Raw genomic sequence first — 7,234 nt, 5'->3', positions numbered from 1 at the left:
TCGGAGCAGCCCGCCGCCCTCCAACTCCGGCTGCTGCAAACGGTGGTGGCGGTAGCCGCCGAGAAGAACTCGACCCTCGTCCTGCCCTTCCCGGTGGAACTACTGCGCTTCCTGGAACGGGCACAGCCGCAACCACCGCAACCTCCACCGCCCCCGCCCGCCGCCGAGCAGTAGCACCCCTGCCCTCACGCGCGCTGACTGGCGGCCCCCGCCCCGGCCCCGCAGGATCGAGGGAGCCGACCGGAAGGGGTGCCCCATGGCCAGGAAGGGCGCGAAGCGCGAGAACCGACAGCAGGCCCTCCCCGACCTGCTGCGCGTCCCGGCCGACCGACCCGTCGACCTCTCCTCCCACGACGCCTCGGCCACCCCCGGCGGCCCCGAGGACAAGGCGGCCGGACTCAAGGACACCGCCCGGATGGGCGAACACCTGGCCGACCTGCAAGAACGCCTGTGGGCCGCGAGCACGGCCGGCGACCGGCGCCGCCTGCTCCTGGTCCTCCAGGGCATGGACACCAGCGGGAAGGGCGGCACGGTCAAGCACGTCATCGGCCTCTTCAACCCCTCCGGCTGCCGGATCAGCGCCTTCAAGGCCCCCACCCCGGAGGAACGCCGACACGACTTCCTCTGGCGCATCAAACGCGCCCTCCCCCACCCCGGCGAGATCGGCATCTTCGACCGCTCGCACTACGAAGACGTCCTCATCGCCCGCGTCCGCGAACTCGCCCCGCACCGCGAGATCAACGACCGCTACGGCCGCATCAACCGCTTCGAGAAGTCCCTGGCCGACGACGGCGTGACGATCGTCAAGTGCTTCCTCCACATCTCCTACGACCAGCAGCGCCGCCGTCTGCTCGAACGCCTCGACAACCCGGACAAGCACTGGAAGTTCAACCCCGGCGACATCGAGGAACGCGCCCTGTGGCCCGCGTACCAGCAGGCCTACGAGACGGCCCTCACCCGCTGCTCCACTCCGCAGGCCCCCTGGTACCTGGTCCCGGCCGACCGCAAGTGGTACCGCAACTGGGCGATCAGCCGCCTGCTCCTCGACCATCTGACGGCGCTGGATCCGCAGTACCCGAAAGCGGACTTCGACGTGGCCGCCTGCCGGGAACGGCTGCTCGGCTCCGACTGATCCGGCCGATCCGCCCGACACCCTCCTCCCGTGTCGATGGCCGATCAGCCGCTTTTACTACCTTATGTTCCTACGGTGACCATTCGAGTACGACGAGTCGCCGCCGCCTGTGCACTCGGCGCCGCGCTCACCGCCTGCGGGGCCCCTTCCACTCCCCACACCAGCCGTCCGGCGCCCACCGCCTCCACCGCCGCCACCGCCGTGCCTTCCCGGCCGCCCACCCTCGCGCCCGGGCCCGCCGGACTGACCCCCGTCTTCAAGAACGGGCCCCGCGTGGACGGCAGGACCGTCGCGCTGACCTTCGACGCCGACATGACCGCCGACCAGGGACCGCGCGCGGCGGCGGGCGAGCACTTCGACAATCCACAGCTCATCGCGACGCTGCGGGCGCTGAAGGTGCCGGCGACCGTGTTCATGACCGGCCGGTGGGCCGACGAGTACCCGGCCGAGGCCCGTGACATCGGGCGGGACCCGCAGTTCGAGATCGCCAACCACTCCTACAGCCACTACGCCTTCACCGGTGACTGCTACGGCCTGCCGACCGTGTCCCGGGACCGGATGAAGGCCGATGTGGAGCGGGCGTACACGGCCTTCAAGAAGGCGGGCGTGCCGAACGCCATGCCGTACTTCCGCTTCCCCGGCGGCTGTTACGACAAGCAGGCGCTGAAGACGCTGAGCGCGGTCGGTGTCACGGCTGTGCAGTGGGACGTGGTGAGCGGTGACGCCTTCGCGACGGACTCCGACGCCGTGGCCCGGCAGGTGCTGGAGGGCGTGCGGCCCGGGTCGGTCGTCGTCATGCACTGCACGCGCAGCGCCGCCCCGGCGACCGAGCGGGCCGTCCACATGATCGTGCCCGAGCTGCGCAAGAAGGGGTACCGGTTCGTGAAGGTCTCCGAGCTGATCGGGGCGACGGATCGGCACCGCTGAGGGGCGCGCGCTCTCCTCGTACGCTGGTCGCATGACTGAGGAACAGCCGACGCCGGCGTACGCGGAGTGCGTGCTGTGCCGGGAACCGACCGAGTACCCGGAGTCGCACAAGGGGATCACGCTGTGTCCCGTGTGCGAGTGGCAGGAGGCGCAGCGGACCGCCTGCTCGGGGTGAGGGGCGAGGAGTGAGGGGCGAGGCGGTCCTTCGCCCCTGAGGACGTCCTCCCGGCGGTGCCGATGGGCGCCCGTCCGCCGCCTGGCAGACTGGACCGCGTGACCAGTGATTCCCCCGTTCCCGGTGGCGATGCCGACCCTTTCCGCAACGAGCGCACCTCGCGCGACGAGGCACCGCAGTTCGTGCTGCCCCTGGTCGTGCGGATCGAGCGGGACGCCCCACCGGCCCGGACGGACGCGCTGGAGACGGCCGCCCGTGCCGTGCTGACGATCCTGAGCGACGAGCGGGCCGTCGGTGACGGCGAGTGGGCGCAGGCCGTGCGGGATTGGCAGGACGCGCGCATCCGGAAGGTGGTGCGCCGGGCCCGTGGGGCCGAGTGGCGGCGGGCCGAGGCGCTGCCGGGCATCACGGTGACCGGGAAGTCGGCTCAGGTACGGGTCTTCCCGCCCGTCCCGCTCGACGGCTGGCCCAAGGACCTGGCCAAGCTCCAGGTGTCCGGCACCGACCTCGACGACCCCGAGGCTCCGGGCGACGCGGATCCGACGGCCCCGGTGCTCTGGCTGAACCCCGAACTCGACATGTCCGCCGGCAAGACGATGGCGCAGACCGGCCATGGCGCCCAACTCGCCTGGTGGGAGCTGTCGGACGCGGCCCGGACCGCCTGGCGCCAGGCCGGTTTCCCGCTCACCGTCCGCACCGCCACCCCCGCCCGGTGGGCCGAACTCATCGGCGGCGAGCGGCCGTTGGTCCGGGACGCGGGCTTCACGGAGATCGCTCCCGGCCTGACTGTCGCGGTCGAGGGACACGACCGGGTCGGCGAGCTGCGCGGCGAGGAGTGAGCGGTGAGGGGTGAGGGGTGAGGACCGGTCGGTGGTGAAGGTTTCGCGTCGGCCGTCCCCCGCCGCCCCTACCGGCTGCCGGCGGGCCGGGGGCCGACCGGGGCGGGCCGCGTCCACGGGATGAGTGCCGGGACCCGGGCGCGGTAGGCGTCGTAGGACGCGCCGAACCGGTCGGCCATCAGGCCGTCCTCCGTGCGGACCCGGCGCAGCAGCCAGGGGACGGCGACGGCGAGGAACACGATCCAGACGCCGAAGCCGCAGGCCAGCATGGCTCCGGTGACCAGGCCCAGAAGGCCGGTGTAGATGGGGTGCCGCACTATTCGGTAGGGGCCCTCGGTGCGCAGTTCGTGGTGTTCGTGGACCAGCGGGACGCTGGCCCACATGGCGCCCAGCACCCAACGGGCCCACAGCAGCAGGGCCGTGGAGGCGACGGCGAGCAGGGCTCCCAGGACGGCGAGTTCGGGCTGCCAGTACTGGAGGTGGCGCCAGAAGGAGTCCGGGGAGCGGCTGATCAGTACGGAGAACGCGTAGGCGCCCACGATCAGGGGCACCCGCCGGGGCAGGGTGCGGCGCAGGCCGCGCGCCCAGCCGGCGAGCCCGGACTCGCTCTTCACCCCGAAGTAGACGGCGCCCGTTATCCACGCCACGACGAAGACCGTGGCACAGATGCCGATGAGCGCGACGAGTGCGGAACGCAGTGAGTCCATGGCACAAGGCTGCGCCCTGACCTGCGTCGATCACCACCACCCACGGGCTGATTCACCGGCTCCACCCACGGGTGGAGGGCCGGTCGCGGGGACGGACCCAAACCCGCCGAACTCGCTCTCTTTGCCTGCCCTTTGGGCAACACTGCCCTTCCTTTGAACAAGGCGCCGGTCCCGCGCGTACCTCCAGGCACTGGCCACGCGTCCACTCTCCCCAACGACCAGTTGGTTCCCCTCGGAGGCTCCCTTGCGTCGTATCAACGGAACGGCTGTGCTCATCGCGGCCGTCGTCGCCACCACTGGCGCCCTCGTCTTCCCCGTGTGGTCGTACGCCGACCGTTCGGGCACCGGTCAGGCGAACGTGGCGGCCGGCACCGTGAACACCCAGTGGGGGCCGCTGACGGCCGCCGACCGGGATCTCATCGTGCGGGTGCGGCTGGCCGGGCTGTGGGAGCTGCCGGCCGGGCAGCAGGCCATCGAGCGGGCGCCCAGCGCGGCGATCAAGGAGGCCGGGGACCATCTCATCGTCGGCCACACCGACCTCGACAAGCGGGTGCGGATCGTCGCGGCCCAGCTCAACGTGGCGCTGCCCAACGTGCCGAACGAGCAGCAGCAGGGCTGGCTCCAGGAGATGAGCGCGGCGACCGGCGCCGAGTACGAGTACAAGTTCGTCAACCTGCTGCGAGCCGCGCACGGCAAGATCTTCCCGGCCGTGGGCGCCATACGGAACAGCACGCGCAACACCCTCGTGCGGCAGCTGGCCTCGGACACCAACCAGACCGTGCTCGACCACATCACGATCCTGGAGAAGACCGGGCGGGTCGACTTCGACGCCATCGCCAACGAGCTCGCGAACGCCTCCACCGCCAGTCCGACCGGTCCCGCCGCGCCCGTACCCGGCCAGGTGGTGCCCTCGGCACCGGCGGCCGTGGCCAGCCCGAACATCGGGACCACCTCACGGCCGTCCCCGGGCGCGCCGGGCACGGTCAACACCGGCCGACCGGATCCGGTCGACTCGAACGGAGTGCTCGGCTAGCGGTCCGGACCCCCGCCCCGAACCTCAAATGTTGCTCTGAAGGTGACACGGCCGGGGTTCGGGGACCGGCCCGGGGGCGATACCTCCGTCACACCGGACAGCGGTCCTGTGACGTGAGGGGATCTCGGCGAGGACATCGAGCACGAGACGGGGACAGGGACGGGGACGGGGGCAGGCGATGGAACGACTGGGGACGGGCATCGGATGGCGGCCCGAGATCGCGGACGCCGTGGAGCGCCTGCCGGGCATCGACTGGGTCGAGGCCGTGGCCGAGAACCTCTGCCCCGGCCACCTCCCCGACTCGCTGCTCCGGCTGCGCGAGCGCGGTGTGACCGTGGTCCCGCACGGCGTCTCCCTCGGCCTCGGCGGCGCCGACCGCCCCGACGAGGGCAGGCTGACGGCGCTCGCCGAGCGGGCCGAGGCCCTCGGCTCGCCGCTGGTCACCGAGCACATCGCGTTCGTCCGCGCGGGCGGCCCGCTGACCGCCTCCCCGCTGCTGGAGGCCGGTCATCTGCTGCCCGTGCCGCGCACCCGGGACGCCCTGGACGTGCTCTGCGAGAACATCCGCGTCGCCCAGGACGCGCTGCCCGTGCCCCTCGCCGTCGAGAACATCGCCGCGCTGCTCGCCTGGCCGGGCGAGGAACTGACCGAGGGCCAGTTCCTGTACGAGCTGGCCGACCGCACCGGCGTCCGTCTCCTCATCGACGTCGCCAACCTGCACACCAACCACGTGAACCGCGGCGAGGACCCGGCCAGGGCCCTCGCCGAACTCCCCGTCGAGGCCATCGCCTACGTCCATGTCGCGGGCGGAGTCGAACGCGACGGCGTCTGGCACGACAGCCACGCGCACCCCGTCCCGGCCCCGGTCCTCGACATCCTCACCGACCTGGCGTCCCGCGTCTCCCCTCCGGGGGTGCTGCTGGAGCGCGACGACAACTTCCCCGAAGCGGCAGAACTGGAGCGGGAGTTGGCGTCGATTCGCGGGGCGCTGGACATCGGGCGGGGGCGGGCGGTCGGCACGGGGGTCCGCGGTACGCCCGCCCCGGCTCCCGCAGCCGTGGCGCGGGACTCCGCCCCCGCCCGCCAGCGGCTCGCCCTGGCCCAGGCCGCGCTGCTCTCCGCGCTGGTCGCCGGTACTCCGGTGCCCGAGGGCTTCGACCGGATACGGCTCGGTGTGCAGGCGCGGGCGCTCGGGGCGAAGCGGGCCGACGTCGTCGCGAAGGTGGCTCCCGAACTGCCGGAGATTCTCGGGGAGTCGTACCGGCCGGCGTTCCTCGCGTACGCGCACGCGCACCCGATGTCCGGCGGCTACCGCCGCGACGCGCTGGACTTCGCCGGACAGGTGCTGCTCTCGGGGGAACCCGGGAACGCCGACGCGCGGCGGGAGTTGCGGGAGTGGTGGCTGGAGCGCTCGGGCCCGGTCCCGCGTTCGGCGCGGCCCGCGGTCCGGCTCGCCCGGGCCACCAGGCGGGTGCTGCTGCGCCGTTGACGGGGTGCGGAAGGGCCGGGAGGGGCCTTGGAAGGTGACAGTGACTCCACAGTAATATGGCGGTTCCGCACGAGAAGCGCACTTACGTGCGGTGCCGTCACAGGAGGCACCCCATGCGACCGCGTCCCCCCGTCAAGGGCCGAGGCATATTCAGTGGCACCGGCGTCATCGTCGTGGGCCTGACCGCGACCCTGGCGGCCCTGGTCTTCCCGGTCTGGTCCTACGCCGACCGGGCCGGGACGAGCGCCGCCAACGTGCTCAGCGACCAGACCACGGTGACGCCGTACGGGCCGCTGTCCGCGCTGGACCGGGACTTCGTCACGCGGGTGCGGCTGGCCGGGCTGTGGGAGCTGCCGGCCGGGCAGCAGGCCGAGGAGAAGGGCACCACCGCGGCCGTACGGACGGCGGGTCAGCATCTGATCGACGGGCACACGTTCCTGGACGAGCGGGTGCGGGACGTCGCGGCGAAGCTCGGGCTGCCGCTGCCGAACCAGCCCAACGCGCAGCAACAGCAGTGGCTCGCCACGCTCGACGCGGCGCGGGGCGTGGCCTTCGACCGCGAGTTCGCCAACATCCTGCGCCTCGCGCACGGCAAGGTGTTCACGGTGGTCGCGCAGGTCCGCGCCACCACCCAGAACTCCCTGGTCCGCGCGCTCGCCGACGACGCCAACACGACCGTCCTGGACCACATCAAGGTCCTGGAGGCCACCGGGTACGTCGACTTCGCCGCGCTGGCCCGGGACATGGCCGCGAGCAGCGCGCCCGTGCCCAGCAGTTCCGCCGTGGCCGACCCGGGCCAGGTCGTCCCGCTGGCCCCGTCGCTCTCCCCGACATACACGCTGCCGCCGCCCGCCTCCAGTCCGCCGCCGTCGGCACAGCCGTAGCCGTAGCACTGTTTTCGGCCGTGGGCTGTTTCCGGACAAGTGGAACGT

At 72.4% G+C, this 7,234-nt stretch carries 8 protein-coding genes and 1 pseudogene; 8 read left to right on the top strand and 1 reads right to left on the bottom strand.

Features of this window, described 5'->3' with window-relative positions:
* The 5 genes and pseudogenes from ACIQPR_RS41725 to ACIQPR_RS41705 all read left to right on the top strand — a co-directional run.
* Window positions 1-174: pseudogene (locus ACIQPR_RS41725) on the top strand (slipin family protein); the annotation flags it as partial.
* An 82-nt stretch (window positions 175-256) separates the two neighbouring features.
* A complete protein-coding gene (locus ACIQPR_RS41720; protein WP_403660273.1) occupies window positions 257-1,132 on the top strand; it encodes a PPK2 family polyphosphate kinase in 876 nt (291 codons plus the stop codon).
* A gap of 75 nt (window positions 1,133-1,207) precedes the next feature.
* Window positions 1,208-2,059, top strand: coding sequence for a polysaccharide deacetylase family protein (locus tag ACIQPR_RS41715; RefSeq protein ID WP_403660271.1), 852 nt, complete (start codon window positions 1,208-1,210; stop codon window positions 2,057-2,059).
* A gap of 31 nt (window positions 2,060-2,090) precedes the next feature.
* Window positions 2,091-2,234 carry a hypothetical protein gene (locus ACIQPR_RS41710; protein WP_403660268.1) on the top strand — a complete coding sequence of 48 codons (144 nt, stop codon included), beginning with the start codon at window positions 2,091-2,093 and terminating at the stop codon, window positions 2,232-2,234.
* A gap of 62 nt (window positions 2,235-2,296) precedes the next feature.
* Complete coding sequence (locus tag ACIQPR_RS41705) at window positions 2,297-3,073, top strand: peptidyl-tRNA hydrolase (RefSeq protein ID WP_403660266.1); 777 nt, start codon at window positions 2,297-2,299, stop codon at window positions 3,071-3,073.
* A 68-nt stretch (window positions 3,074-3,141) separates the two neighbouring features.
* Here the strand turns inward: ACIQPR_RS41705 and ACIQPR_RS41700 are convergent, their stop codons facing one another.
* Window positions 3,142-3,780 (bottom strand): methyltransferase family protein, encoded by a 639-nt coding sequence (locus ACIQPR_RS41700; RefSeq protein WP_403660263.1) that lies wholly within the window; start codon window positions 3,778-3,780, stop codon window positions 3,142-3,144.
* A 244-nt stretch (window positions 3,781-4,024) separates the two neighbouring features.
* Here ACIQPR_RS41700 and ACIQPR_RS41695 point away from each other — a divergent pair, with 244 nt between their 5' ends.
* The 3 genes from ACIQPR_RS41695 to ACIQPR_RS41685 all read left to right on the top strand — a co-directional run bounded on the left by ACIQPR_RS41695 (window position 4,025) and on the right by ACIQPR_RS41685 (window position 7,186).
* Window positions 4,025-4,813 (top strand): DUF4142 domain-containing protein, encoded by a 789-nt coding sequence (locus ACIQPR_RS41695; protein WP_403660260.1) that lies wholly within the window; start codon window positions 4,025-4,027, stop codon window positions 4,811-4,813.
* A gap of 178 nt (window positions 4,814-4,991) precedes the next feature.
* Entirely contained in the window at window positions 4,992-6,302 is a 1,311-nt protein-coding gene (locus ACIQPR_RS41690; protein WP_403660257.1) for a DUF692 domain-containing protein, read from the top strand.
* Window positions 6,303-6,415: 113 nt separating this feature from the next.
* Window positions 6,416-7,186: a DUF4142 domain-containing protein gene (locus ACIQPR_RS41685; RefSeq protein ID WP_403660254.1), complete on the top strand. Its 771-nt coding sequence runs from the start codon at window positions 6,416-6,418 to the stop codon at window positions 7,184-7,186.
* Window positions 7,187-7,234: the final 48 nt, after the last annotated feature.

The organism is Streptomyces sp. NPDC091280, from assembly GCF_044768565.1.
Classification (GTDB): Bacteria; Actinomycetota; Actinomycetes; order Streptomycetales; family Streptomycetaceae; genus Streptomyces.
Note: the sequence above shows the minus strand (reverse complement) of the source record. Positions and strands in the feature narration are given on the sequence as shown.